Origin of the sequence: Methylocaldum sp. GT1TLB, assembly GCF_051027445.1 — a bacterium.
Classification (GTDB): domain Bacteria; phylum Pseudomonadota; class Gammaproteobacteria; order Methylococcales; family Methylococcaceae; genus Methylocaldum.
This window is the reverse complement of sequence record NZ_CP194898.1, coordinates 4,144,530-4,167,967: the sequence shown is the minus strand read 5'-3', so window position 1 is coordinate 4,167,967 and position 23,438 is coordinate 4,144,530. Positions and strand designations below refer to the sequence as shown.

The following is a 23,438-nucleotide window of genomic DNA, read 5'->3' as shown; positions in this document are numbered from 1 at the left end:
CGATCATGGCGATCACATCCGATCGAGCGGACTGACCACGCCTTGTCCGCCGCGATTCAGCGCATGGGTATAAATCATGGTGGTGCTCACGTCCTTATGTCCGAGCAGTTCCTGAACGGTTCTGATATCGTAGCCCCCTTCGATCAGGTGCGTGGCAAAACTATGCCGCAACGTGTGCGGCGTCGCCGGCTTGGCTATTCCGGCAGCCTGGACGACTTTTTTCATGGCCCGCTGCAATAATTTTTCATCCACATGATGCCGCCGCTCGCGACCGCTGCGCGGATAGATCGAACAGCTCCCGGAGGGAAACACATACTGCCAGCCCCACTCTTTCGGCCTTTGAGGATACTTGCGCGCCAGGGCATCGGGAAGATACACCTCGGATTTCCCCTCGGCCGAATCCTGCTCATACAGCTTGCGGCGCTCCGCAAGGTGAGCCTGCAACGCCACTCTTAAACTCTCCGGCAACACGGTCACCCGATCCTTGGCTCCCTTGCCATCGCGAATGAGAATTTCCCGTCGCTCGAAGTCCACATCCTTCACCCGCAAGCGCACGCACTCCATCAATCGCATGCCGGTTCCGTAAAGCAAGCGCGCCATCAGCCCGTAAACGCCATCCATGCGGGCGAGCACTGATTGAACCTCGGAACGGGTCAACACCGTCGGCAACCGCGTCGGCCGCTTAGCGCGTTTTCATCGCGCTCGTACGGCAAAACCGGCTTGGTGGACGTCGTTGGCGCCTTCGGCTCGAGTGAATTGATTCAAGCATTCGTAGGTCGGCAATCCTTTGCAGACGAAGACGCTCGGCCGGGACGTGGCGTCGGGAAGGGGGGCTTCGGCGCTCCAATCGCAAACGGTCATCCCAGGAGCGCTAGGATGACCGTTTGCGATTGGGAGGGATTCCCGACCTACGCGCGAGTGCCCGTACAGTAGATATGAAAATGCTCTAGCCCGAACTACGTCTTTAAGTCCCGGTAAATTGATGCCCAATACCTCTCGATAGAGAAATAAGGGCGCCGCCAAGGCTTGATTTTGCGTCGAGGCGGAAACATTGCCTTCCACCGCCAGATGAGTAAGAAACGCTTCCACCTCGACGATGCCCATGTTGCGGGGATGGCGTTTGCCGCTAAATAGGATAAAGCGCCTGATCCATTGGATATATTGTGTTTCCCTACTAACATCGTAATGTTTGGCCCTGATACGGGCGCGTACCTGGTCCAGCAACTTCGGACCACCTACGCCAGGCGGTGTATTTGCTTCAGCCATGAGTCCTGTCTACATGAAACTAGTTTATAGAATACAGAAGCTTAGGATAGAACATCCCGAGTTATACACCTCACGGATCGGTGTTATACGCCTGGGCTAGGTGTCTAATACAAAGTTGGGCCGCACAAAAATAATGATCAACGCCAAATCACATCCTGTCGGGTGGGCTCTTATGCTCACGGAGCTAGAAGACGCGCAGGAACACTTGTCCAATCTTGTTAAACAGATGGATGCGGCTGGCGGGATCGAGGAAGAGGATTTTGCGGTTCAGCTAGGCCACGTGTATGCGCACCTAAATCGCATCTGGCATGCTCGTAATGAGGAAGAAGGCCTGAAGGAGGAACAATGGTCGGAGTTCAGCCAGTTTCCAAAAGACCTGAAGCCAGTCGGATGAAATCGGCAGGCCCAACAATCGGTTGCACCCGACCCGCAAAAGCGGCGCAGTTTTGGTGGCACGTTTCAGCTCCGGTGCAGCCGCTTTTGCAGTCGGGTGAACCGAAGCGTTAGGCATCACAAACGAGTACCAACTGGTATGGCTATTTCAAAAGATAAAGAATCATGCTGTAAAGCGTTGGAGGAGGCAGGCGCAAGAAAGGTGGCGTTTGTCTACCACTTGCGAGTCAGGGATTCAAATGGCTACGACAAATGGCTTAGTGATAGCGAAAATAGTTTTAATGGGAAAAGACTGTTTAGAGTTAAAGCCGATCAGGTCGCTCGAGAAGGGATGTTGATAGATGAAATTGTGATCGATGAATTCCCTGCGATCCAAGATGCTTGCAACTTCTTGTCGGCTTTCGATGAAACTCTAAAGCGGATTTTCACTGAATATACTGTTCTTGCAATTATCCCGGAACCACCGGCCACTTTTCATTTTGTTAAGGGTGTCTCATGGCTTGTTCGGTTGTTCAAAGGAGTTGTCGACAAAGGTACTCCTACTGCAAGGTGGAAAGCCGAAAATGTTGCTGTGTGGCCAGATGAAAATCAAATGAACGTGGCAAGAGCCCAAGACCTTGACGAGCCACTCTTTGTTTACAACTTAAATAAATACAAGCTCCTTGCTGATTATGATGATATTTATCACAAAGACGCCAAAAAGATCAGTGGCAAGGAGGCCTATGATCGCTACGCCAAGATTGCTGGATTAGAACTACTGCGCAGAGGTGCATATCCAGTCTATGGTGGAAAGCCCGCTTGTCTCTTTGGCAGTCGCGAGGATTGTATGCTGGCAGATAGCTGGGATCATTTTATATTTGTCCGTTATCCTCAGCGACGGAACCTTCTGGCAATGATTGAAAGTGATGAATTTCACAATGGGGAAGTCCACCGCGACGCGGGCTTGGAACGCTCGGCGATTTTTATGACCAAAAGTGCCTAACTATGCGTTCAACCAGACCAACCTCCGCTGCGCTCCGGTTGGCGGGTTAACGCAACGTTGGGCACCTCAAGAAACGTATTTGCCATCCTTGGACCTTCAGAGGGCACGACCTAGATGCTGACAATTGATGAAGCGCTTAAACTACTGCGTGACGGTGAGAAAAGGCAGTGGTTGATAGCTGACTGGGGCTGGCACATCAGCGGACGCGGAAATGGGGGTGTTTACATTGGCCTTGTCCGAGGAGACACGGCCGACAACTGCCTTGATGACGCAAGTTGGACTGTCAGTAAGGGCGATGGGCTAACCGGATTCTCAATGTGGTGGGAGGGCGGAGAAGAACGTACAGAATATTCTTACGATCCGGCATCGAGAGAATCTTGGCCCCTTGTTATTCATCGCGATTTTCACGGGTTGGAACAGGACCAATTCGATCTTCTGGAGGAGTTTCGCTTGTTCCACAACTTGTGGCACGACCGAAAAACAGATAACTATTACAAGATTCTAGAAGACGGAACTAAGCAGAAGGTTGTATTCCGCGATTCATCTGGCGCAATGCTCGTGGATACTGTGGCGATTCGAAAGTTCTGCGCAGCGCGGGGTTTGAAAATTCTTCTACAAGTTGATTCGGTGCAATTTTTTGATGAGCCTCAAGAGGAAAGCTCGGAAGAAATAACCGATTCCGGGCTTTGCGCGAGTCGGCATGTAACCAATGATTCAATTTCTGGAAAGCCCGCGTTTGGTCGGCTTCTGGGCAAGCGGCTGATAGAGGCGCTGCCAATTGAAAACTGTGGTGTCTGGCCGTACGAGGATGAGAGCACTTATGAAGCTTTCATCATCGGAACCCGCGATGATGGATCAGATGCGGTTTTTACGTCAGATCCTGATGAACTCGCAGATTATTTCGGAAACAATGCGGATAAGCCTCACTATCTCACCCCCATTCATTTCCGCAAGGATGTACTGAAAAAGTACCTTGAAAAGCCCAGTCTCTATTCAGTCGAGGATGGTTATCTACGCTGCGGGAGTATGTGGGGCCTGCGTATGGATAACGACCATGAAGATAAGGTGGTTGTATTCCTGGGTGACCTGGGGCGTGACCTTCCAGAGTCGGAGCAGCGGTACTGGCGCTCGTTCAACGTTCGACCTGATGGCGGACTCAGCGAGACTTGCTTCAAGCGCTCCTTTTTAGCTGAGTTTGCCGATCCAACGAATCCAGATCTCGCTATTAAGTTTGAGCGTCGCAGGCTTTTGGAAAAATGGCATGAGGCTTTCGGGTTCGAGCTTTACGTTGAATTTCACAAAGATGATGCGGGTGTGCTCACAGATCTGCGGGTGCCTATATCTGATGAATGGATCGAGTTTGATCGTTGCACAATCGCGGCAACCAAGGTCTTTATCGACTACCTGAACGAATCGCAGCTCGCTAAATTGGCAGCTACAGAGGTTGCAAGGATGAAGGCAAACGATCCTGACAAGCCTGTTCGGGGGATTGACAAGTTACAGGCATGGCTCCGCCAAAATGGAGGCGGCAACGCTCCAGAGGACTTGATAGCCTCACTTCGCCTGTTGCAGGAGCTTAGATCGAAATCGGCTGCTCACCGTAAGAGCAGCGCATTGACTGCCTTGCTGACTGATCGCGGGCTGGACGATGAGTCTCCACGAGAGGTCTATCGCCAACTGATATTGGAGCCAATGCTTGACTATTGCAGGCGTCTTTCAGAATTTTCTGAGAACCATACTCAGGTCTCGGAGTAGCCGGTGCCCAATTGGGTAACCCGGGGTTTCTAACCCCCAGTCCCCACACCACCACGGCATGCGGGTCCGCACCGGGCGGTTCACGAAAGGGAGCACACGATGATGTCAGGCATAACCATGGGCCTTCATCCAGAGATCACGGATAGAAATCAGCCCTTGGCTTCTCAGCCATTCGTTGGTCATCCCGGTCTGCGTCGCCAGTGTCCGCGACAGATGCCAGTAGCTCTTGCTGCTGATCGCGGTCAGGATAGCCTGGCGTTTGCTCGTCCCCAGACCCAGTAGGTTCTTGACCTTGGTACGCACGTAGCGCCACTGCTTCCAGTAGCACATTCGCACGCGGCGTCGAAGCCAGTGGTCGAGTTCGGGGATCGGGCGGTAGTAGTCGGAGATGCCAAAGTAGCCCATCCAGCCGCGGACGTACTGGGCCAGCTTGTGGAACCGGTAAGCCATCGAGACGCCCCAACTACGCCCGGTCAGTTTCCGAATGTGGTGCCTGAAGTCCTCGAAAGCCCGGTCGGACCAGCGCAGCTTGGTTCCTCGGAAATTGAACCCCAGGAACTTGGCCTCGTTGGTTTTGACCACCCGGCTCTTCTGCTCGTTGACCACCAGCCTAAGCTTGCCTGTCAGGTAGCGCGTGACGCTGTCCTTGACCCGCTCCCCGGCCCGCTGACTCTTGACCAGAATCCCTAAGTTCGACAGTTGCGCGCGTAAGGCTATGACTTTGAAGGTGTCGACCTTCAAAAAATGCCACTACAGGGGGTGTTTGGGTGGGGTGATCTCGAGTGCTGCGAAAAGGTCGAGTTGTGCCTTGGTCGCCTTGCTGATGCCTGTGTATTCCTGGGCGCCGACGGTGGCCTTGTGCTGCTGAATACGCCGCAGCCGTTCCAGAGCGGTTTTCGGACTGGCCGTGCTGCCATTCGCGCGCAGACGCATACGCATCACGCGGTAGAGAACCAGCGCCATGAAGCAGATCAGCGCATGGGCTTCGATGCGCTCAGGCAGGCGGTGGTAGACCGGCGCGATTTCAAGATCGGACTTCAGAACACGGAAGCCTCGCTCAATGTCGGCGAGAGCTTTGTAGCGGTAGACGATTTCCTCTGCCGAAAAGTCCTGCACGTTGGTCACGAGCACGAGTTTTCCGTCGAAGCGCTCCGCCTTCTCGATGGCCTTCTCGTCGAGCCAGTAGCTGAACAGCTCCGAGTTATAGTCCGCCTTGATAAAACGGGTCAACTCGGCCTCAGCGACGGATCTCACGAATCGAGAATAGGCACCCCGATCGGACGCCCGGCGTCCTGGCTCGGATTGCCCCTCATCCTGCGCATTGAGCTTGTTGACCAGGGCTTCCGCAAAATCGACTTGCTCCTGAATGCGTTCACGTCGACGCGCCGTTTGCTCGGCGGCCCGAACGGGATCGTGGGCGACGACCAGGCGGTGACCGGCGAACGTGGACTCGGCAAGCCCATCGGTCCAGGTGAGCGTCTCGAAGGTGTCGCATAATTCACTGTAGCGTCGCGCGGGAACCGCCAGGATGAACTGAAGTTGACGGGCCTTCACGTCGGCCAATTCCGTCAGTTCCGCGATATTGTCCACGCTGAGGAGTCCTCGATCAGCGACCAGAATAACCCGCTCGACCGGGAATTGCGCCAAGACCTGGGTCAGCATCGATTGCAGCGTTTTGGTCTCGGCGACGTTGCCGGGATGCACCGTGTGCATGAGGGGTATCCCCTCCGCACTCTGCACCACACCGAGCACAAACTGCCGGGCGATGCCGCCGGTCTCCTTGTTCATCCCGTGGGCGCGCAGATCGTTGTCAAGGCGTGCTTCGCCATGAATGCGGATGGTGGTCAGATCGTAAAAAACGACCGACAGCTGTTGATCGAGCAAGGGGCGCAGCTGCTCGGCCATGAGCTTCTCGATCTGTGTGCCGTGCTCTATCAGGGCATCCATGGTGCGCAGAAGATGCTGATGCGTGACCACTGCCGGCATGTCGGGAATGGAGACCGTTTCAAGCCAGTCCAGACAGCCGAGTTTTGAATCAGGGGCGCAGAGGCGATTGAACACCATCAGGCGAACGAGCGCCTCGGCATCCGTAGTTCTTTTCGACGAGCGCAGGCTCTTTCGAATGGCTTTGGAAAATCCCAGTTGATGCCAAAGTTGATGGAGCAAAAAGACATCTCCATAGGCTTTGGCACTCTCGTATTCCGGCGTGAAGGCCTCGTTGCGGGTGCGGCCTAGCGCCCGGTTCAGTCCATTGATGAGTGGATCAAGGTCCTTGGGCTCGAGTTGGTCGAGACGCCCCAGGTTCGCGATCACGCGTTGTCGCACGCTGCCGCCCGCAACTCGATAGGACTCTACGAGTTGCGGGTAGCTTCTACCGCCGGAGCGTGTAATGCGCGTGTACATGTTTGCACGATATCACCTAAATAAGCTGATATCAATGTTCATAAAGCCCTCTGCGTGACACTACACTTGCACGGCGGATTCAGCAATTCTCCAGGTATATCCCCCTGAATCACAAGGACTGCCGACATCAGGAACGGCCAGAATCGCCAAGCAAGTGTCGAACTTCGGGGCACCGGGCTGCAGGTGCAGGTAGAAGCCGAGCGCGTGCGCACTCTTGCCGGTGACGTGACGGAAGTGACAACCGACGTTCTCCTTGTACGGGCGTTTGTCATGGGAAAACCGCGTATCGCGGTAGATGCGGAACATGGAGCCGCCGTTCGGTCGCGGATCGGCAGTGAAATGGGGGCTAATCCTGTTCAGACGCTCGCCCATGGCCTGGATAAAATCGCTGACCGGCGCCACCACCGACGTCTGATAGCGCCGCTTGTTCGCAGTGAACCATTCCCGGTTGTTATTCATGGAAAGTTCTTCCAGGAAACGAAACAGATCTTCTGGGAAACCTACAAACCGGTTTTTAGTCATGTAACTAGCCTCACACAATCTGGATACGGATGCGGGGCTTCATTACGCTGCTGGCTCTTGATAACTAATCGCCGTTACGGTCGCCGCAGCATCCCGCACAGGAAGCAACGCCTGGTATGCCTTCGACGCATACCATTCGTGTGCTTTGTCCAGATTGGGGAATCGAATGATACCGACGTTGCTATGTTCGTGCTCACCGGAGAGGACCCTTTCCACTTTACCTTTGGTCAGGAGCGTGCCACCAAAGTGCGACAGTGTGGCTGGCACGGCACTGGCGTAACTGGAGAAGGCTTCTGGATTTGATACCGTGGAATGAAAAATTATAAATGCTGACATATTCTGACTCTCCCATATTGTGGTAATAAGTTGCGATGCACGTTCGAATTAGTGTGGGGGTTTTCAATTTTCCGCTCAGGATTTTCCCTGAGCCACGGCATCCAGTATCTGATCAACTTCAGCACGCTTACGGTAATTGTTGGGCACGAACGCCCAGACAATTTCCCCGGTCGGCTTGACGACATAGGTGGCCGGGTCGGGAAAGGTATATGTCGAACTGCCGGTCAAGGCCTCAATATCGACACCCAGCGATGAAAGCAGCGTTCGATGACTTTCAGGTAGCTCGAAGATGAGGCCAAGCGATTCCGCCACTGTGCTGTCGACATCGTGCAGTACATCAAATGGTACGTGCTCGACGGCCATGTCGATTACATCCTGCGGCGCACCGCTGTCACGCAAAATATTGACGGATCCCGGCCTTTCAGGGGTTATCGCCACCAGTGTCGCACCAGCGGCCTGAATGTCCTTATGCCGGTCGGCGTAGGCTTTGAGCTGCAGGTTACAATATGGGCACCACACGCCGCGATAAAAGGTGACAACCAGGGGGCCTTTGGCTAGGTATTCCGCCAGCGAACGGGCGTCACTATGCTGGTTCTTTAAGGCAAAGCCCGGCATTTGATCACCGGCCTTTTTGGCTTGCTCAATAATATCCAGGGCGCTGATTTCGCCGGCGCCCTGCTCAATGAGCGCACTGAGGTCGGCCGGAAGGTTTTCACGAAAGAATTGAATTGTTTCTCGAATTTGCTGATTTAACATTGGGTTCTCCGTTATACACTATGGTTTAAAATGCGATGAGAGTTCGAATCAGTTGCGATGCCGACGCAACCAGTCCTTAAGGGCGCGGCCTATCGCCTCGGGCTGGTCTTCCTGGACAAAGTGCAGACCCGGGCCGATATACACTGTCTCAAGGTTCTTGATCTTGTTCTCATACCAGGGCACCGCCGCCGGGGGTACCACCGCGCCAGGAGATGCATACAGCAACAGGATTGGAAAGCCCGTTGCCGACATGAACTCCTCGATCGATTTCAAGGTTGCCGTGGTATCAGCTGGTTGACCGCCGATCGGTATCTCCAGCGGCCATATCAGTGTCGGTGTCCGGCTCCCCGCACGGGTATAGGGGGCGCGGTAGACGGTCATTTCCGCATCCCCGAGTGGCCGGTTCGTGAATGCCGGCAACAATTGCTCGACGAATCCGTTGTTGTCGATCACCATCTCCCTGCCCTTGACCGGATCCTTCAGTGTGCGGAACAGGCCGCCCATGTCCTCGCCCATCGCCTCGAAGCTGGGTTGGGGAAACGTGGGCGGTAGAACGCCTTCCATAAAGGCGATCGACTTGACCCGATCGGGATGCCGGCGCGCATACTCGAAACCCAGGGTCGCGCCCCAGTCGTGGACAACAAAGGTGATATTGCGCAGGCCCTGTTTTTCGATGAATGCCTCCACGTATTGGTAGTGTTCACGGAAGGTATAGCCGATGTCGGGCTTGTCGGATTTCCCCATGCCGATCAGATCAATCGCGATGGCACGGTGGTGATCGGTGACGTAGGGGATGATGTTGCGCCACAGATAGGACGAAGTCGGATTCCCATGGATAAAGATCACCGGGTCGCCCTGTCCTTCATCGACGTAGTGCATACGTGAACCACGGACATCAAGGTATTTCGATTCGAACGGAAACGCCGCGGATATCGTGGCCGTTGGTAGCTTGTATCCGAGACTCTCCTTTCTGTTACCTTGTACATCCGCCTGTGCTGCGCCACCCTGCGTGTCGGCCGGCACCATGAAGCTGCACGCGCTCAAGCCCAGCACGGACAGGAAGGTCAGTCCTGATGACAGGAAATTTTTTGTCTGCATTGCTGTATTTCTCCTCTGTGAATTTGCCCGAAAATAGTGCTTTCATCCCGCTTGGATGCTATAAACATACTCAATGCAATAATGCATTGGTATGGACATATATACATATATGGTTTGCAAACATGCATAGCTGGGACGACATCCGTTTTTTCCTGGCCGTGGCCCGCACCGGCTCGGTCAGTGCTGCGGCTGAAAAGCTGGCGGTGAACCAATCCACCGTATCGCGACGCATCAACGGTTTCGAAGCGGAAATGAATGTCCGCCTGTTTGAACGCTTGACGACCGGTTATCAGCTCACGGCCGAAGGTGAAGAAATGCTGCGACGCGCCATGCGCATCGAGAACGAAGCGGTGGCGATCGAGCATGAGGTCATGGGGAAAAATATTGAACTGAAAGGCCCTTTGCGGGTGACGGTCTCATTGACCGTCGCCAGCTATGTGCTCATGCCGCTTCTGAAGGAGTTTAATGCGGCGCACCCGGGAATCGAGTTGCGGCTGGATCTCTCGGATAATCTCTACAACTTGACACAGCGCGAGGCCGATGTGGCGCTGCGGGTGACAACCGAACCGGTACCCGACAATCTCATCGGACGGGAGCTGGGCAAGATCGCCCTCGCCGTGTACGGTGAAAAGCACTATCTGAACAGATATCTCCGGTCGAGCAAACGGCAACCCTTACGCTGGATCGGCGAAAACAATAACGATCCACGACCCGCCTGGCTGCACAAACATACCGACCCACTGGAATTGGTCATGCGCACCAACGATGTCCTGGCAACCGCCTCAGCCGTCCAACAAGGCTTGGGCGTGGGCCGCTTGCCCACCTTCGTAGGCGATGCCTTATCCGGACTCAAACGATTCGAGAATGCACCTGTGTTGCCAAAGCGCCCCTTGTGGCTGCTGACACATCCCGACTTGCGGCGGATGAATCGTGTCCGAGCCTTCAACGCCTTCCTGACTGAGAGGTTGCCTGGGCAATTGGCATAAGGTGACTGATCAACGTACTTCGCCTCCAGTATTTCCCCTCATCCCATCGTTGGAAATCAGTCGTGCCGTTTCGCCGGCGACTTTACCTAAGTTCGTAGACTCGAATGCTGGAAATGAATGGATTCTTCTTGGCAAGTGCTTCTGCAGCTTCTAGGCTCTCCGCCTCAATGATGTTGTAACCAGTGATTGAGTCTTTATCCCACGACAGTTCGTTTGTGCCGGACCTGGAAATCTCCAACCCACCACTGAAGCCGCCTTGCGCGACCTGTATATCTGCAATGGACTCAAACCATGCCTGCCACGCTGACATGATTTCCGGAGTGGGTTGCACGAAGCCAAAATGTAATAGCATGTATTTTTTCATAGGGGTCTCCTGGTTTCAGTAGCCTGGTAAAATAGAGGATTTCTAGATCAAATCACTCGACAGCTGAAAATAGTTATTTCGGAGGTAAAATGCTGACAAAATCGAAGGCGTTTTCGATGAAACCAGCGAGAGCTTCTTCGTCCACGTATCCCGCTGGGGCCACCATCACCCATCCTTTCATGGGTTTTCCCGTGATATCCATGGGTTTTACATGACGCATCTTGAGAAGCCTATCCGCAGTTTCAGTACCGACACGCAATACTAGGTACTCCTTGTAGGCGCCGATACACATATTGCCACTGAGCAACCAACCGACGCCTCCGAACATCTTCGTTTCCTGCATGCCGTCGCGGCCGGCCAACAGATAGGCCAGCCGCTCGGCGAGTTCGGGATCGTAGGGCATCAGGCGGCTTGTCCTGCTTTCAGTTGTTTCAGGAACTCCTCGGGAAATTTTCCCGTATCGTAGTACAAATTGGACGAACGAATCCTGCCCTCCTCGACGACCAGCCATTCGCACATGGGGATCACCGCCTCGAAAGGTTCCCTGACATGCCAGTTCAGCTTTCTGACCACCACATTCACATTTTCTGTAAGCTCTACATCCTCGTCATCCGCGACGAAGGGCAATTCCTTCATCACCTGTTCCATTTGCGCCCGGCCTTGAACCTCCATGGTTGGCCCCATGAAGTGGTAATCCTCGTGCATCAACTTGGACATGCCGGGGATATCCTTGCGGCCAAAGGCTTCGAAATATTGCTTGACGACATCGATCGGTTGCATCGTTCTCTCCTTCCTATCGTTAGTTTACATATCACGCGCGTGATCGCGCACCGTAAATCAGCCCGATCGCGATACCGGCCAGAGTGAACTGCACCAACCCGGCCACCGCTTCTACCGCCATCCATGAAGGAACGGAAGGAACGACATACTTCGCGGGCTCCGCCAGTGCGATGTAACTCACGAGGATCGATCCTGTCATTATCCCGAACTTGCATCCTTCAACGACTGGTCGGCCTCTTCGGTAATAGTGGGGATACAGCCAGGCGAGCACAGTGCCCTGTATCACCATGGAGACGATACCGAGGGCGAAAATGGGCTCCGGCCGCAGATGAGGAATGGCGGCGTAGTGCTCCGTATTGATTCCAAAATGAGAGGCGGCTTGAACCGCGAAGGTCACTGCGATGTATGCGAGCGCGCCGAGGATTATTTTCATGGCTGCAGCCTTTTGATTAACGCCAGGCCTAATGACAGGAAGTTTTTTGTTTGCACCACTTTATTTCTCCTCTGTTAATTTGCGAGAACATACATAGTGCAATAATGCATTGGTATAGGCGTATATGCATAGTTTGTTTGCAGATATGCATAACTGGGTTGGCCCCCGTTTTTCTTGCCCAAATAGATCTCAATGCGCTCCGGGCAGATGCGCTCCCAGTTTGTTGAAGGCGCCTTCCCAGCCCCACTTGTGCAGCTCGCAGGCCTCGCGGCTGGCGAAACGTTCATGACGCAAACGACCCCAGTGGGGTCGGCGCGAAGACTTCGCGGACACGGCCGTTCTGCACGTCATAGAGCAATCCAGAAACAACGATGTACCCGGGCACACCGGGCGCACCGCGAAGGCGTTCGACATCCTCACGCAGGCTCTGTTCGTGGTCGGCGATGGCGGACGAAGATACGTCCACGCCAATGTGCTCCTTGAGGACGCGCTGAAAGTCTGGGTCGGCAAAGCGTTCGGCGCCGCATTTGGTATGTTGCATGAGGACCAGTTCCCACGGGCGGGGTTCGGGCCCGTCCATTTTTGCGACCATGAATGCCAGCGTGGCGACCTCTTCCACCACAGCCTCTGTCACCCGTCCGCCATTGTTGCGCATGACGGCGACCTCGCCGAGTTCAAGACCGAGGATGTGCGCCGGGTCGACACGCTGGTCGGCGCAGGTCAGCACCACGGTGCGCAAGCGTGGCAGGACAGGTAGATCGGCCGCGGCAAAATCGCTGGCGAACTGGCGGTTGCGATCAAGAAGGATTGTTGTGCTGGACATGAGTAATCTCCTGTTTGATTGGAAGTCGTGTAAAGAGGGGGGCGCGGAATATTTATTGGCGCTCAATTTGATCCGTTAACCGGTTCCCACTTTTCGGAATTATTGAAACCATAAGAGCGGTCATCAGTCGGCTCTTCCGGACTGGACGGCGGTGGCCCGAGGGGCGTGCGTCTCCAGCCATTCCGGCGTGTCCGGGCAGAGACGCGGTTTTCGTAGGCGCACGTAGTCCCGATCGTCCTGCACCTTGTTCAGGTCGAGCGGTTGGGTGAGCAGAATCTTCCCAAAGTCCCGCACTGCGCGGAGCCGCCTGGGCAAACTTGCGCTCAGATCGGGGCGTGCAGCGACCGTGCGTCTCACGATGCTCTCGAAATCCTCGGGAGTGCGCCTTCCCACCAACTCCACGTCGCGGGTTGGGGCGTTCACGGCGAAGCTGCCGCGGCGGTACTCCTCGGCATAGATTGCGAGTTGAGACACCATGGCCTCGGAATAATTCGACGGTGGCAGTGCTCTCAGCGCCTTCGTCATCATTTTTTCCGAAATGTCCATATATTTGACCTTGCGCCCCAAGGCGCGGCCCATCGCCGCCGCGATCTCATTGGGTGAAAGCAGTTCGGGGCCGGTCGGACGGTAGGTTTTCCCGGCATGGGTTCCCGGATCGATGAGCGCGGCCGCCGCGACGCTCGCTATGTCTTCGTTCGACGGAGGCGCATTCTTCTTCACCTTGCCATCACCCAACGGCATGGTGAAAAGGCCAAGATGCGCGGCCATGTCCAGAACCATCAGGTAGTTGTCTGCAAACCAGCCAGGGTTGACCGATGTGACGCTCATCTTGGGAGACATCCGGATCAGGATGTCGCTCAAGTAAACCTCGCGCGTGAAGAGCGATGGATGATCCGGAGCGGACAGCCACTGGCCAAGCGTCACGACATGCTCCAGCTCCGCTTCAAAGGCGGCCGCCGTGAAGACCGCATTGAAGTGCAGTCCGTTCGGGGCCGTGGGGGCGCATTGGTATGCGCGCTGAACGCCCGTCATTGCCCGGCGCATGTCGCTTAAGGAATACTGGTCCCCTTCGAAGATCTCCGCTCCAGCCTTCGCCAGGGTGTCGGCTCTTGCGTCGCGGCGGCGCACGAAGGCGCGGACTGGATATCCTTGTTCGAGCAACTGAAACGTCAGGGGCATACCCGTCTTGCCTGCTGCGCTGGTGACGAGAATCCTGGGAAGTGCTTGGATTCTGGCTTTATGCAGTTCACTGATAGTTGTCATGACATTCTCATTTAGATGATTAGTGACATCTATGCATAAAGATGATATATAACATCTAACTTGTCAAGCGGAGGCTGCGAACGTGCCCAGAGTGTCGGAAGCGGAGAAAACGAGGAGCCACGAGCGCATCGTCGATGTCGCGTCAACGATGCTGCGGCAGCGCGGAATCGAGGGGACAAGTGTCGCCGATGTCATGGCGGCAGCCGGAATGACGCATGGCGGCTTCTACCGCCACTTTCCCTCGAAGGAGGCGCTTGCAGGGGTCGCGATCGACCACGCCGTCGAGCAGTCCCTGGGGGAAGTGGAAGCGGATTTGGCGCGCGGCGCGGGACGCCGCGCCGTGCAACGCTACATTGATCACTATCTATCCGACGAGCACGTGGCGGCGCCCGCGCGCGGCTGTCCACTTGCCGCGCTGTCCAGGGATGCGGCGTTGTCCGGGGCGGAGGTCCGTGCGGCTTATGGCAGAGGCGTAGAACGCACGATCGAAGTCCTCGCCGCAGGCATGGAGGGAACCGCACTCTCGCGCCGTCGCCGCGCTCTGAAATTGCTGTCCATGTTGATCGGTGCCGTCAGCCTTGCCCGCTGTTCGGGCGCCGAAACGCGCGCCGAAATCCTTCTTTCGACCCGACAGAGCGCGGCAAGAATCATGGCGGCGACAAATAACTGAAAGCCCAGCGTGCGCGCCTTCCGACTACTTAGCCTGCTCGAGAATCTGCTATCGTGCCAAACGCCGATAACCGCGGACGCCTTGGCCGCCTCGCAAGCTGTAGCCCAGCCGCCCAACAACAGCATGCAGCGGACGGCGCTCCGCGCCGCCGCTGATGCTGAACGTTAGGCAGCCAATTCAATTAGGGGGGCTAGCGAGAGGCTGAACATGATCTTTGCCGAGCTAAGATATCCTGATCGCTATGAAGACTTTCACGATGAGCTGCTTGCGTTTGTCCGCACGAGGTTCGCTGACATTGAGTCAGGCCTCCAAGGAGATTCTTGGATATGGATCACGGACGGAGGTGAGAAGGTCGCGTTGGATACGTTTTCGTCCATGAAACATCAGGTAAAGTCGCCTAAGCCCGGCCCGCATGTCAAAAAAGTCATCGACGCCTTAAAAGAAAAATACGAAATTACGATATACGGCGCGCCGGAGTTGGAAGCGCATGAAGATGATTAGCCGCTTGGCTGCCAGTTTGAATGGCAAAATGCCTAATCGGGTAACCAGGGGTTTCTAACCCCCAGTCCCCACACCACCACGGCATGCGGGTCCGCACCGGGCGGTTCACGAAAAGGGAGCACACGACGATGTCAGGTGTAGCCATGGGCCTTCATCCAAAGATCACGGATAGTGATCAGCCCCTGGGTCTTCAGCCATTGGTTGGTCATCCCGGTCTGCGTCGCCAGCGTCCGCGACAGATGCCAGTAGCTCTTGCTGCTGATCGCCGTCAGGATTGCCTGGCGCTTGCTCGTCCCCAAACCCAACAGGTTCTTGACCTTGGTACGCACGTAGCGCCACTGTTTCCAGTAGCACATGCGTACCCGGCGTCGAAGCCAGTGGTCGAGTTCGGGGATCGGGCGGTAGTAGTCCGAAATGCCGAAGTAGCCCATCCAACCGCGGATATACTGGGCGAGCTTGTAAAACCGGTGAGCCATCGAGACACCCCAGCTACGCCCGGTCAGTGTCCGGATGTTGTGTTTGAAGTCCTCGAATGCCCGGTCGCCCCAACGCAGCTTGGTTCCCCGGAAATTGAATCCGAGAAACTTGGCCTGGTCGGTTTTGACCACCCGGCTCTTCTGCTCGTTGACCACCAGTTTGAGCGTGCCGGTCAGGAAGCGCGTGACGCTATCCTTCACCCGCTCGCCGGCCCGCTGACTTTTGACCAAGATCAGCAGGTCGTCCGCATAGCGGACGAACCGGTGGCCACGCCCTTCCAGTTCCTTGTCCAAGTCATCCAACAGGATGTTGGCGAGCAACGGCGACAGCGGTCCGCCTTGCGGCGTCCCCAACGCCGTTACCTGGATGGACTCGCCGACCAGAACACCCGCCCGCAAATACCGGCCAACCAGCGCCAACAGCCGCTTGTCGCCAACCTTGCGGGCCACACGAGCCATCAAGACATCGTGCCGGACGTTGTCGAAAAATTTCGCCAAGTCCAGGTCACAGGCGATGCGGTAGCCGGCCTGAAGATGACCTTGTGCCTGCCTCAACGCTCCATGGGCGGAGCGTCCCGGTCGGAAACCAAAACTCGACTCCGAAAAGCCGGGGTCGAAGATCGGCGTCAATACTTGCGCGATGGCCTGCTGGATCACCCGGTCCATGACGGTCGGGATACCCAGCAGTCGTTCGCCCCCTCCCGGCTTCGGGATCGACACCCGTCGTACCGCTTGGGGTTGATAACTGCCATCGGCCAGTTGCTGGCGAATCTCGGCCCAATGCGAGCGCGCAAACTCGGCGAAGTCCTCGATGCGCATCCCGTCCATGCCGGGCGCACCCCGATTGGCCTTCACCCGCTTCCAGGCCCGTCGCAGGTTCGCACGGTCCAACACCCGCTCCATCAGATCGTCGTGCAAGGCTGGCTGCGTGACGCCACGCCGGACATCGGCTCCCCCGGTCGGGTTCATCGTCGATACCGAGTCGCTCACGGCTCCTCCTTGTCTTCTTGTGTTCGGCCCTTCACCGTCCGGTCTTCCAGGCCGATGCGGCTAGTATGGCCTCTGCTGACTTCTGCCCGGTCACACCCTGCGTTGCCGCAGAACGCGCTGCCAAAGACAGGTCGTAGGGTCCGGTGGCTATTCCAAGGCTTTCGCCCTGGACCTCAGTCCGACTCCCATAACCTATCCCAGCCGCTCGCCGGACAGATCTCCCCGAATAAGAACATGAGCTTTCAGCGCACAACCGCCGCATTTACCCTATCTCCCGTACCCGGCGGGTTTCGTCATCATGTGCTGACTCACCCGGAGACTGAGCCTTCTATGCGGTTTCTGTTCGTCGGCTCGCACCTTTGCGCTCGGGCTTCCTTCAGACCACTCCTCGCGGAGTTGCCCTTGCCGTCGGCTAGTAGTTACATTGGCCCAAAGAATGGGCATTACAGGTACTCCTACAGGGGACTCTCACCCCATCAGTTCATGCCCATGTCGGGCGTACACCCATCATTCCACCGGACCTGCGCAAAGAGCCGCGCAGGCCGGTGAATTCAGACGTTATGCGTAACTCTCGATTGCGCTACTTAGTGGGTGCTGGGCTACTACTGGTCGCTGGCGCGACTGCCGCGGATGAACTGAGAAAAGGAATAGAGCGTCAAGCGGCCGAGATCTGCGGTTGCAGCCGTTCCGAACCTTGTCTGATCGAAATCTCGGAACGGGACCAAGGTTACAGTGTTGGAGTTCTGAAAATTGTCGCCATTGACGAGGGCGGAATCGCGAGAGTTCTTCCTTCAAAGACATACATCATGTTCGACTCCAAGGGGGGATTCGTGAAGAAGGTCGGTACTCCATGAAATTGTGCGACGCAGGCTATTCCATTGCGAGCTATGGAGATAATGGGCGCGAAATCTCGCATAACAACCGCATGCAGCCGACGCGGCTAATGCGGAGCGTTATGCCCTGAGAAGAACATGAGACTCAACGGGTGGCAAAGAGCGTGGGTCGTCCTATCAGTCGTCTGGATCGCCGCTATCTCGTCCGTGGCAATCACTTCGCAGCGTTCTGAGGAACAGAGATATAACGACTTGTTCAATGAGCTAATCCAGTATCTAATCGCACAGTCCACGGATCTACGTGGCCACACCACAGTATCGGTGCGGGCCGCTTACTCCGATATGTCGGATAGGCAGCTCGTAGAGGCCGCGCATGACAAATATTTGAACAAACATCCTGCATACAGATACGGCTTCTCGGAAATTGACGCGAAGCACAGCCCAGGAACTGCGAGCACCCTCACGCCAAACTTGCAGCGGGGCTTGGCGGCGTTGGGCGTGCCTTTAGCTCTATACTTGCTGGGTGTAGCAGTGGCGTGGGTGCGCGCGGGGTTCAGGCGTGCATAACAACGCCACCAACTCGGACGGCAAAAAGCGTCGCTTCTTCGTCGCGCCACTTTTTGCCGCCGGTTATGGCGAACGTTAGGCAACAAAAACTTAGGATTACGTCATCATGGACTTCAAGTGGTCTGATTCGGAGAAAAAAGTCGCAAGGCGAGCCTTTGATAAAGCGCTCGAGAAGGAATGCGCTTCAATCATGGCCAAGTTCAAAGATATGGCCGCGAAGGTGGAAAAACCCGAAGACCTTTGGGCGGTTCACGACTACCTCACCAAGCAACGAAGAGCGATTGATGAAAAATACGATTACCGCTATTCGCAACTGATCTTTGTATTTGCAAGGTTACTGGGCGAGAAGTGGATCGATGAAAAAGACCTACACGGTCTGAGTGCAGAGAAGCTTCAGGCCATTCAGTACATCTTGTCCAGGTAAGCGGCTATGAAAATACAGACAGTTTTGGCCGCCAGCCCTAACTATCCAGTCAACCGGACCGCCGGCAACCGTCGTCGCTCTAGCCTGCCGCCTCGCGCGGCGTCCGGTTACTTTCGCCGTTGGGCCTGTCAAGGAAAGTGACCATGACTACTTTGTTTTCATCCTGGTCACTGTTTTCCGCATTCTTGCTTGCGAGCGTTGTGCTCGCAGTTACGCCAGGCCCGGGCGTGTTCTACATCGTTACTCGGAGCCTCGTCCAAGGCCGCCGTTCGGGGCTGGTTTCAGTGGCTGCTGTCGCTTTTGGTAACCTTGGCAATGTATTTGCCGCATCTGTCGGTCTTGCAGCTTTGTTTGCTGTTTCCTCAGCCGCCTTCACAGTCGTCAAGTACGCAGGGGCCTTCTACCTTGTTTATCTTGGTGTGCAAATGTTGCGTGAGTCACAAGCCGAGGTTTCAACCTCCGTGCCTCAGGCAGCACCAGTTGGCCACATCTTCCGCGATGGCTTCGTTGTAGCGCTGTTTAACCCAAAGACCACAGTTTTCTTCGCTGCGTTCCTGCCCCAGTTCTTGAGCCCGGAGGCATCGCCGATGTTTCAAACTATGGCGCTCGGTTCGATCTTCGTTGCAATTGCCGCAGTCACGGACAGCACCTATGCCTTAGCGGCCGGTGCAGTCGCACCCGCGTTGACGCGCGCTCGTGGCGCCCGTCGTATCGGTTGTTGGCTTGGGGGTGGGGCGTTTATTGGCCTCGGCGTTTTCACCGCGCTGGCGGGGTCTCGCAGTGCCAAATAGGCCCAACACGGCGTTCGAGAGGGACGCGCCAAACGCGGCGCGCCACTCAACTTTACGTTAGGCGCTTTACCCACCACAGTCGGAGATCTTAGTGAAGCAATCGCTCGGCCTCGTTTCCCTCGTTGTTCATGACTACGATGAAGCTATCGACTTCTTCGTCGGTACTCTCGGTTTCAGACTCGTTGAAGATACGTTCGTACCTGAGCAATCCAGGCGATGGGTTGTCGTCTCGCCACCTGGCGCAACAGAATGCTAACTCCTGCTCGCGCGCGCCTCAAGCCCAGACCAGGAAAGCCGCATTGGCGGCCAAACAGGTGGTCGGGTGTTCCTCTTCCTCTACACTGATGACTTCTGGCGCGACTATGAGTCCTATCGATCAAAGGGCGTCGTGTTCGTCCGTGAACCAAAGCATGAGTCGTACGGGACGGTTGCCGTGTTTCTCGATCTCTACGGCAACATGTGGGATCTTCTTCAGCCAACGGAATCGCACATCAGACTTCGCAATGGCAGCGCCTAACAATTCATTCAAGCCGATGCCACTTCACGGCACGGCTTAACTCAAGCGTTGGGCGCAGGAAACACCGCATGAAAGTACAAATAGCAAGATCGGATGAAGAAATACTTGCCTGTTTCCCGTTAATGCCCGAGCTTCGGCCGCAACTGGACGAAGGCTCTTTTGTCGCAAAGGTGCGAGCCCTTGAGGAGTCCGGGTATCTCTTGGCCTATCTACAAGAGCCCGAAGGGCCTGTCGCCGCAGCTGGATTCCGGCTGGGCGAAAGCCTAGCGTGGGGGCGCTTCTTGTACGTTGATGATCTCGTTACGCTATCAAGCCACCGCTCTCGCGGCTTCGGCTCTGCCCTACTATCATGGCTCACCGAGTTTGCTGAGAAGCAGGGGTGCGAGCAGCTACACCTCGATTCAGGAGTTCAGAGAAAGGACGCTCACCGGTTCTATGAACGAGAGGGGATGCTATTGGCAAGCCACCATTTCTCCAAGCTCGTCGCGCCTAATCGGGTAACCAGGGGTTTCTAACCCCCAGTCCCCACACCACCACGGCATGCGGGTCCGCACCGGGCGGTTCACGAAAAGGGAGCACACGACGATGTCAGGTGTAGCCATGGGCCTTCATCCAAAGATCACGGATAGTGATCAGCCCCTGGGTCTTCAGCCATTGGTTGGTCATCCCGGTCTGCGTCGCCAGCGTCCGCGACAGATGCCAGTAGCTCTTGCTGCTGATCGCCGTCAGGATTGCCTGGCGCTTGCTCGTCCCCAAACCCAACAGGTTCTTGACCTTGGTACGCACGTAGCGCCACTGTTTCCAGTAGCACATGCGTACCCGGCGTCGAAGCCAGTGGTCGAGTTCGGGGATCGGGCGGTAGTAGTCCGAAATGCCGAAGTAGCCCATCCAACCGCGGATATACTGGGCGAGCTTGTAAAACCGGTGAGCCATCGAGACACCCCAGCTACGCCCGGTCAGTGTCCGGATGTTGTGTTTGAAGTCCTCGAATGCCCGGTCGCCCCAACGCAGCTTGGTTCCCCGGAAATTGAATCCGAGAAACTTGGCCTGGTCGGTTTTGACCACCCGGCTCTTCTGCTCGTTGACCACCAGTTTGAGCGTGCCGGTCAGGAAGCGCGTGACGCTATCCTTCACCCGCTCGCCGGCCCGCTGACTTTTGACCAAGATCAGCAGGTCGTCCGCATAGCGGACGAACCGGTGGCCACGCCCTTCCAGTTCCTTGTCCAAGTCATCCAACAGGATGTTGGCGAGCAACGGCGACAGCGGTCCGCCTTGCGGCGTCCCCAACGCCGTTACCTGGATGGACTCGCCGACCAGAACACCCGCCCGCAAATACCGGCCAACCAGCGCCAACAGCCGCTTGTCGCCAACCTTGCGGGCCACACGAGCCATCAAGACATCGTGCCGGACGTTGTCGAAAAATTTCGCCAAGTCCAGGTCACAGGCGATGCGGTAGCCGGCCTGAAGATGACCTTGTGCCTGCCTCAACGCTCCATGGGCGGAGCGTCCCGGTCGGAAACCAAAACTCGACTCCGAAAAGCCGGGGTCGAAGATCGGCGTCAATACTTGCGCGATGGCCTGCTGGATCACCCGGTCCATGACGGTCGGGATACCCAGCAGTCGTTCGCCCCCTCCCGGCTTCGGGATCGACACCCGTCGTACCGCTTGGGGTTGATAACTGCCATCGGCCAGTTGCTGGCGAATCTCGGCCCAATGCGAGCGCGCAAACTCGGCGAAGTCCTCGATGCGCATCCCGTCCATGCCGGGCGCACCCCGATTGGCCTTCACCCGCTTCCAGGCCCGTCGCAGGTTCGCACGGTCCAACACCCGCTCCATCAGATCGTCGTGCAAGGCTGGCTGCGTGACGCCACGCCGGACATCGGCTCCCCCGGTCGGGTTCATCGTCGATACCGAGTCGCTCACGGCTCCTCCTTGTCTTCTTGTGTTCGGCCCTTCACCGTCCGGTCTTCCAGGCCGATGCGGCTAGTATGGCCTCTGCTGACTTCTGCCCGGTCACACCCTGCGTTGCCGCAGAACGCGCTGCCAAAGACAGGTCGTAGGGTCCGGTGGCTATTCCAAGGCTTTCGCCCTGGACCTCAGTCCGACTCCCATAACCTATCCCAGCCGCTCGCCGGACAGATCTCCCCGAATAAGAACATGAGCTTTCAGCGCACAACCGCCGCATTTACCCTATCTCCCGTACCCGGCGGGTTTCGTCATCATGTGCTGACTCACCCGGAGACTGAGCCTTCTATGCGGTTTCTGTTCGTCGGCTCGCACCTTTGCGCTCGGGCTTCCTTCAGACCACTCCTCGCGGAGTTGCCCTTGCCGTCGGCTAGTAGTTACATTGGCCCAAAGAATGGGCATTACAGGTACTCCTACAGGGGACTCTCACCCCATCAGTTCATGCCCATGTCGGGCGTACACATGGCGCTCAAGCGGGACAGGCCAAATGCTGCGCATTTGTCCTGCCCCTTAGCTTTACGTTAGGCATGTAAACATGAACCATCTGATCTTGTTCTACATAGGGAGCCATCCAGATAGTCGAGGTCGGCTGCTCGCAGAAATTCTTGAGCAAGACGACTACTGGCTGGAAGTAACCCACGACTATATTCAATGGTTATTTCCCAACAAGGAAAAAAGCCGGGTTACCCCAGGTGCGCCAACCATCACAAAAGAGATTCAGGAGGAATTCTTAAATGATGAAATATTACAGCAGCATTTGAAGGCGAGCTTCAATCGTATGTTGGCTTTCTATGGTCTTGTCGACACTGGCAGTGGAATAAAGAAATCGGAAAATTGGGAGCGTAAAAAATCCAATTGGTTTGTTAAAGATACGCATAACAATTTGCGAATAACGAGAATTTTGAAAAGCCTTCGCAGTCTCGGTCTGGAAACAGAAGCAATTAAGTTTCACGAGGCTTTAGTGGAGCTGGCAGAAACTGAAAAAGATTGTGGCATAGGGGAAGCGGCGCAGCGTTTTTGGGCCGAGGCGGTGAAAAATGCCTAACAAGTGCATCAAGTTCGTTCGCTATTGCTCACTGGGACGCTCCGCTTCGCTGCGCGCCCCTTATGCATAGCGTTAGGCGTCGCACACCCACTCCGCATCCACCAATGACCCAGCGCACCGCTTCTTGTAGCTGCGGCCAATTACAGGCCAAGGTTGCTGCCGACCCAATCCGCATGTCCGTCTGTCACTGCCTGGCTTGTCAGCAGCGCACGGGAAGTGTCTTTGGTGCACAAGCGCGCTTCGCGCAAGAGGCCGTCACCATCTCTGGCACATCCAAGGAGTTCGTTCGCGTCGGAGACGAAGGAACACGAATCACCTTCAACTTCTGCCCACACTGCGGCTCCACGGTCTACTACAAGCTTCCAGAGGGCTTTGTCGCAATCCCCGTCGGCGCATTTGCCGACCCATCTTTCCCGGCGCCCAGCGTATCCGTGTACGAGGAGCGCATGCATTCCTGGGTGCAAATACCCGGCGCAGTCACCCACATAGCGTAAGAAGC

General features: G+C 56.0%; 26 protein-coding genes and 2 pseudogenes. 12 read left to right on the top strand and 16 right to left on the bottom strand.

What is annotated here, in order from left to right:
• Positions 1 to 12: 12 nt before the first annotated feature.
• Positions 13 to 690 (bottom strand): annotated as a pseudogene (locus tag ACR2R1_RS18465) (integron integrase); the annotation flags it as partial.
• A 3-nt stretch (positions 691 to 693) separates the two neighbouring features.
• Positions 694 to 1,266 (bottom strand): phage integrase N-terminal SAM-like domain-containing protein, encoded by a 573-nt coding sequence (locus ACR2R1_RS18460; protein ID WP_434111373.1) that lies wholly within the window; start codon positions 1,264 to 1,266, stop codon positions 694 to 696.
• Positions 1,267 to 1,399: 133 nt separating this feature from the next.
• Here ACR2R1_RS18460 and ACR2R1_RS18455 point away from each other — a divergent pair, with 133 nt between their 5' ends.
• The 3 genes from ACR2R1_RS18455 (at position 1,400) to ACR2R1_RS18445 (ending at position 4,396) form a co-directional block, all read left to right on the top strand.
• On the top strand, positions 1,400 to 1,660 hold the full coding sequence (locus tag ACR2R1_RS18455) for a hypothetical protein (RefSeq protein ID WP_434111371.1): 261 nt from the start codon (positions 1,400 to 1,402) through the stop codon (positions 1,658 to 1,660).
• A 138-nt stretch (positions 1,661 to 1,798) separates the two neighbouring features.
• Positions 1,799 to 2,641, top strand: a complete 843-nt coding sequence (locus ACR2R1_RS18450; protein WP_434111369.1) for a Dimeric alpha-beta barrel — start codon at positions 1,799 to 1,801, stop codon at positions 2,639 to 2,641.
• Between the two features lie 114 nt (positions 2,642 to 2,755).
• Entirely contained in the window at positions 2,756 to 4,396 is a 1,641-nt protein-coding gene (locus ACR2R1_RS18445) for a hypothetical protein (RefSeq protein WP_434111367.1), read from the top strand.
• 105 nt (positions 4,397 to 4,501) lie between these two features.
• Here ACR2R1_RS18445 and ACR2R1_RS18440 read toward each other — a convergent pair whose 3' ends face one another.
• The 6 genes from ACR2R1_RS18440 to ACR2R1_RS18415 form a co-directional block, all read right to left on the bottom strand.
• Positions 4,502 to 5,137 carry a group II intron maturase-specific domain-containing protein gene (locus ACR2R1_RS18440; protein WP_434111365.1) on the bottom strand — a complete coding sequence of 212 codons (636 nt, stop codon included), beginning with the start codon at positions 5,135 to 5,137 and terminating at the stop codon, positions 4,502 to 4,504.
• Positions 5,138 to 5,146: 9 nt separating this feature from the next.
• Positions 5,147 to 6,799, bottom strand: coding sequence for an IS1634 family transposase (locus ACR2R1_RS18435; RefSeq protein ID WP_434111363.1), 1,653 nt, complete (start codon positions 6,797 to 6,799; stop codon positions 5,147 to 5,149).
• Positions 6,800 to 6,859: 60 nt separating this feature from the next.
• Positions 6,860 to 7,321: a TIGR02453 family protein gene (locus ACR2R1_RS18430; protein WP_434111361.1), complete on the bottom strand. Its 462-nt coding sequence runs from the start codon at positions 7,319 to 7,321 to the stop codon at positions 6,860 to 6,862.
• A gap of 42 nt (positions 7,322 to 7,363) precedes the next feature.
• Positions 7,364 to 7,657 (bottom strand): DUF1330 domain-containing protein, encoded by a 294-nt coding sequence (locus ACR2R1_RS18425; protein ID WP_434111359.1) that lies wholly within the window; start codon positions 7,655 to 7,657, stop codon positions 7,364 to 7,366.
• A gap of 75 nt (positions 7,658 to 7,732) precedes the next feature.
• A complete protein-coding gene (locus ACR2R1_RS18420; RefSeq protein WP_434111356.1) occupies positions 7,733 to 8,413 on the bottom strand; it encodes a peroxiredoxin-like family protein in 681 nt (226 codons plus the stop codon).
• Between the two features lie 48 nt (positions 8,414 to 8,461).
• Positions 8,462 to 9,511 (bottom strand): haloalkane dehalogenase, encoded by a 1,050-nt coding sequence (locus ACR2R1_RS18415; protein ID WP_434111354.1) that lies wholly within the window; start codon positions 9,509 to 9,511, stop codon positions 8,462 to 8,464.
• A gap of 122 nt (positions 9,512 to 9,633) precedes the next feature.
• Here ACR2R1_RS18415 and ACR2R1_RS18410 point away from each other — a divergent pair, with 122 nt between their 5' ends.
• Positions 9,634 to 10,497, top strand: coding sequence for a LysR family transcriptional regulator (locus ACR2R1_RS18410; RefSeq protein WP_434111352.1), 864 nt, complete (start codon positions 9,634 to 9,636; stop codon positions 10,495 to 10,497).
• Positions 10,498 to 10,579: 82 nt separating this feature from the next.
• On the opposite strand, the gene ACR2R1_RS18405 is transcribed toward ACR2R1_RS18410, so the two are convergent.
• From ACR2R1_RS18405 to ACR2R1_RS18380, 6 genes are all read right to left on the bottom strand, one after another.
• Positions 10,580 to 10,861, bottom strand: coding sequence for a hypothetical protein (locus ACR2R1_RS18405; RefSeq protein ID WP_434111349.1), 282 nt, complete (start codon positions 10,859 to 10,861; stop codon positions 10,580 to 10,582).
• Between the two features lie 73 nt (positions 10,862 to 10,934).
• Positions 10,935 to 11,264, bottom strand: a complete 330-nt coding sequence (locus ACR2R1_RS18400) for a TfoX/Sxy family protein (protein ID WP_434111347.1) — start codon at positions 11,262 to 11,264, stop codon at positions 10,935 to 10,937.
• Positions 11,264 to 11,641 (bottom strand): nuclear transport factor 2 family protein, encoded by a 378-nt coding sequence (locus ACR2R1_RS18395; RefSeq protein WP_434111344.1) that lies wholly within the window; start codon positions 11,639 to 11,641, stop codon positions 11,264 to 11,266. Before ACR2R1_RS18395 ends, ACR2R1_RS18400 begins: the two co-directional genes overlap by 1 nt.
• Before the next feature lie 31 nt (positions 11,642 to 11,672).
• Positions 11,673 to 12,074, bottom strand: a complete 402-nt coding sequence (locus ACR2R1_RS18390; RefSeq protein WP_434111342.1) for a hypothetical protein — start codon at positions 12,072 to 12,074, stop codon at positions 11,673 to 11,675.
• 283 nt (positions 12,075 to 12,357) lie between these two features.
• The gene (locus ACR2R1_RS18385; RefSeq protein ID WP_434111340.1) at positions 12,358 to 12,897 is read right to left on the bottom strand and encodes a carbonic anhydrase; all 540 of its coding nucleotides are present in this window, start codon (positions 12,895 to 12,897) and stop codon (positions 12,358 to 12,360) included.
• 123 nt (positions 12,898 to 13,020) lie between these two features.
• Positions 13,021 to 14,160 carry an NmrA family NAD(P)-binding protein gene (locus ACR2R1_RS18380; protein ID WP_434111338.1) on the bottom strand — a complete coding sequence of 380 codons (1,140 nt, stop codon included), beginning with the start codon at positions 14,158 to 14,160 and terminating at the stop codon, positions 13,021 to 13,023.
• Positions 14,161 to 14,242: 82 nt separating this feature from the next.
• On the opposite strand from ACR2R1_RS18380, the gene ACR2R1_RS18375 reads away from it, so the two are divergent.
• On the top strand, positions 14,243 to 14,830 hold the full coding sequence (locus tag ACR2R1_RS18375; RefSeq protein ID WP_434111335.1) for a TetR/AcrR family transcriptional regulator: 588 nt from the start codon (positions 14,243 to 14,245) through the stop codon (positions 14,828 to 14,830).
• A gap of 207 nt (positions 14,831 to 15,037) precedes the next feature.
• Positions 15,038 to 15,331 (top strand): hypothetical protein, encoded by a 294-nt coding sequence (locus ACR2R1_RS18370; protein ID WP_156879979.1) that lies wholly within the window; start codon positions 15,038 to 15,040, stop codon positions 15,329 to 15,331.
• A 131-nt stretch (positions 15,332 to 15,462) separates the two neighbouring features.
• Here the strand turns inward: ACR2R1_RS18370 and ltrA (ACR2R1_RS18365) are convergent, their stop codons facing one another.
• Positions 15,463 to 16,797, bottom strand: coding sequence for a group II intron reverse transcriptase/maturase (ltrA, locus tag ACR2R1_RS18365; RefSeq protein WP_205780748.1), 1,335 nt, complete (start codon positions 16,795 to 16,797; stop codon positions 15,463 to 15,465).
• Between the two features lie 1,506 nt (positions 16,798 to 18,303).
• Here ltrA (ACR2R1_RS18365) and ACR2R1_RS18360 point away from each other — a divergent pair.
• The 4 genes and pseudogenes from ACR2R1_RS18360 (at position 18,304) to ACR2R1_RS18345 (ending at position 20,444) form a co-directional block, all read left to right on the top strand.
• Positions 18,304 to 18,621, top strand: coding sequence for a hypothetical protein (locus ACR2R1_RS18360; RefSeq protein WP_166642655.1), 318 nt, complete (start codon positions 18,304 to 18,306; stop codon positions 18,619 to 18,621).
• 143 nt (positions 18,622 to 18,764) lie between these two features.
• Positions 18,765 to 19,412 carry a LysE family translocator gene (locus tag ACR2R1_RS18355; protein ID WP_077730030.1) on the top strand — a complete coding sequence of 216 codons (648 nt, stop codon included), beginning with the start codon at positions 18,765 to 18,767 and terminating at the stop codon, positions 19,410 to 19,412.
• A 91-nt stretch (positions 19,413 to 19,503) separates the two neighbouring features.
• Positions 19,504 to 19,929, top strand: a pseudogene (locus tag ACR2R1_RS18350) (VOC family protein).
• Between the two features lie 68 nt (positions 19,930 to 19,997).
• Entirely contained in the window at positions 19,998 to 20,444 is a 447-nt protein-coding gene (locus ACR2R1_RS18345; protein ID WP_434111333.1) for a GNAT family N-acetyltransferase, read from the top strand.
• 73 nt (positions 20,445 to 20,517) lie between these two features.
• Here ACR2R1_RS18345 and ltrA (ACR2R1_RS18340) read toward each other — a convergent pair whose 3' ends face one another.
• The gene (gene ltrA, locus ACR2R1_RS18340) at positions 20,518 to 21,852 is read right to left on the bottom strand and encodes a group II intron reverse transcriptase/maturase (RefSeq protein WP_205780748.1); all 1,335 of its coding nucleotides are present in this window, start codon (positions 21,850 to 21,852) and stop codon (positions 20,518 to 20,520) included.
• Positions 21,853 to 22,429: 577 nt separating this feature from the next.
• Between ltrA (ACR2R1_RS18340) and ACR2R1_RS18335 the strand changes: the two genes are divergently transcribed.
• Positions 22,430 to 22,939, top strand: a complete 510-nt coding sequence (locus tag ACR2R1_RS18335) for an opioid growth factor receptor-related protein (protein WP_077730025.1) — start codon at positions 22,430 to 22,432, stop codon at positions 22,937 to 22,939.
• A 104-nt stretch (positions 22,940 to 23,043) separates the two neighbouring features.
• The gene (locus ACR2R1_RS18330; protein ID WP_077730024.1) at positions 23,044 to 23,433 is read left to right on the top strand and encodes a GFA family protein; all 390 of its coding nucleotides are present in this window, start codon (positions 23,044 to 23,046) and stop codon (positions 23,431 to 23,433) included.
• The last annotated feature ends 5 nt before the right edge of the window (positions 23,434 to 23,438 follow it).

Excerpts from the sequence above, each read along its gene's own strand:
- ACR2R1_RS18460 (WP_434111373.1), bottom strand. The coding sequence starts at position 1,266 with ATGGCTGAAGCAAATACACCGCCTGGCGTAGGTGGTCCGAAGTTGCTG.
- ACR2R1_RS18455 (WP_434111371.1), top strand. The coding sequence starts at position 1,400 with ATGATCAACGCCAAATCACATCCTGTCGGGTGGGCTCTTATGCTCACG.
- ACR2R1_RS18450 (WP_434111369.1), top strand. The coding sequence starts at position 1,799 with ATGGCTATTTCAAAAGATAAAGAATCATGCTGTAAAGCGTTGGAGGAG.
- ACR2R1_RS18445 (WP_434111367.1), top strand. The coding sequence starts at position 2,756 with ATGCTGACAATTGATGAAGCGCTTAAACTACTGCGTGACGGTGAGAAA.
- ACR2R1_RS18435 (WP_434111363.1), bottom strand. The coding sequence starts at position 6,799 with ATGTACACGCGCATTACACGCTCCGGCGGTAGAAGCTACCCGCAACTC.
- ACR2R1_RS18430 (WP_434111361.1), bottom strand. The coding sequence starts at position 7,321 with ATGACTAAAAACCGGTTTGTAGGTTTCCCAGAAGATCTGTTTCGTTTC.
- ACR2R1_RS18425 (WP_434111359.1), bottom strand. The coding sequence starts at position 7,657 with ATGTCAGCATTTATAATTTTTCATTCCACGGTATCAAATCCAGAAGCC.
- ACR2R1_RS18420 (WP_434111356.1), bottom strand. The coding sequence starts at position 8,413 with ATGTTAAATCAGCAAATTCGAGAAACAATTCAATTCTTTCGTGAAAAC.
- ACR2R1_RS18415 (WP_434111354.1), bottom strand. The coding sequence starts at position 9,511 with ATGCAGACAAAAAATTTCCTGTCATCAGGACTGACCTTCCTGTCCGTG.
- ACR2R1_RS18410 (WP_434111352.1), top strand. The coding sequence starts at position 9,634 with ATGCATAGCTGGGACGACATCCGTTTTTTCCTGGCCGTGGCCCGCACC.
- ACR2R1_RS18405 (WP_434111349.1), bottom strand. The coding sequence starts at position 10,861 with ATGAAAAAATACATGCTATTACATTTTGGCTTCGTGCAACCCACTCCG.
- ACR2R1_RS18400 (WP_434111347.1), bottom strand. The coding sequence starts at position 11,264 with ATGCCCTACGATCCCGAACTCGCCGAGCGGCTGGCCTATCTGTTGGCC.
- ACR2R1_RS18395 (WP_434111344.1), bottom strand. The coding sequence starts at position 11,641 with ATGCAACCGATCGATGTCGTCAAGCAATATTTCGAAGCCTTTGGCCGC.
- ACR2R1_RS18390 (WP_434111342.1), bottom strand. The coding sequence starts at position 12,074 with ATGAAAATAATCCTCGGCGCGCTCGCATACATCGCAGTGACCTTCGCG.
- ACR2R1_RS18385 (WP_434111340.1), bottom strand. The coding sequence starts at position 12,897 with ATGTCCAGCACAACAATCCTTCTTGATCGCAACCGCCAGTTCGCCAGC.
- ACR2R1_RS18380 (WP_434111338.1), bottom strand. The coding sequence starts at position 14,160 with ATGACAACTATCAGTGAACTGCATAAAGCCAGAATCCAAGCACTTCCC.
- ACR2R1_RS18370 (WP_156879979.1), top strand. The coding sequence starts at position 15,038 with ATGATCTTTGCCGAGCTAAGATATCCTGATCGCTATGAAGACTTTCAC.
- ACR2R1_RS18360 (WP_166642655.1), top strand. The coding sequence starts at position 18,304 with ATGGACTTCAAGTGGTCTGATTCGGAGAAAAAAGTCGCAAGGCGAGCC.
- ACR2R1_RS18355 (WP_077730030.1), top strand. The coding sequence starts at position 18,765 with ATGACTACTTTGTTTTCATCCTGGTCACTGTTTTCCGCATTCTTGCTT.
- ACR2R1_RS18345 (WP_434111333.1), top strand. The coding sequence starts at position 19,998 with ATGAAAGTACAAATAGCAAGATCGGATGAAGAAATACTTGCCTGTTTC.
- ACR2R1_RS18335 (WP_077730025.1), top strand. The coding sequence starts at position 22,430 with ATGAACCATCTGATCTTGTTCTACATAGGGAGCCATCCAGATAGTCGA.
- ACR2R1_RS18330 (WP_077730024.1), top strand. The coding sequence starts at position 23,044 with ATGACCCAGCGCACCGCTTCTTGTAGCTGCGGCCAATTACAGGCCAAG.